Here is a 544-nt window from a genome sequence, read left to right on the forward strand (position 1 = left end):
TATGCGGGCTGGGCCAAACGGCATTTCGACCGCTGGTATGCCTGGGCCATACGCAGTCGCCTGACACCGATCAAGAAAAAGGCGAAAATGATCAAGAACCATTTGCCGAATATTCTGACCTGTTTCAAACACCGAATCAGTAATGCTGTGGCTGAAGGGTTGAACTCCAAGATTCAGACGATCAAAGCCAATGCGCGAGGTTATCGATCCTTTGCAGGATTCAGAAACAGCATCCTGTTTTACTGCGGTGGCCTGGATATGGCGCCTTAGGCTTCACACGAATCTACGAAGAACCACTTTTCCCTTGAGCTGTTGCAGGATGGATTCCACAACCTGGGGCAGTGTCATGCCCTGCGCCACCTGATCGTGGGTGATATGATGGATGGTGATGTTGTCATCATCCATGTCCCTTTTGCTGTGGATGATCTGATGGTGTGCTGTGTCCAGGGCCACCTGATTGTGCAGCAATGTTACATAGCCCACGCTCAGCAGGTGATCGTGTTTTGCGTCCAGGCCGGAGGTTTCAAAGTCCATCGCCAGCAGC

2 protein-coding genes are annotated in these 544 nt (G+C 51.7%); one reads left to right on the forward strand and one right to left on the reverse strand.

Translation table 11 applies throughout. From position 1 onward, the window contains the following. Positions 1-270: ISL3 family transposase (locus tag ACOCD2_RS25695; protein WP_419626416.1), on the forward strand; the 270-nt coding region annotated here is incomplete at its 5' end. Between the two features lie 3 nt (positions 271-273). On the opposite strand, the gene ACOCD2_RS25700 is transcribed toward ACOCD2_RS25695, so the two are convergent. Continuing rightward, positions 274-544: exonuclease domain-containing protein (locus tag ACOCD2_RS25700; RefSeq protein ID WP_419626418.1), on the reverse strand; the 271-nt coding region annotated here is incomplete at its 5' end.

The sequence above is a fragment of the Thiolapillus sp. genome, from assembly GCF_048562965.1.
GTDB classification, from domain to species: domain Bacteria; phylum Pseudomonadota; class Gammaproteobacteria; order Chromatiales; family Chromatiaceae; genus Thiolapillus; species Thiolapillus brandeum_A.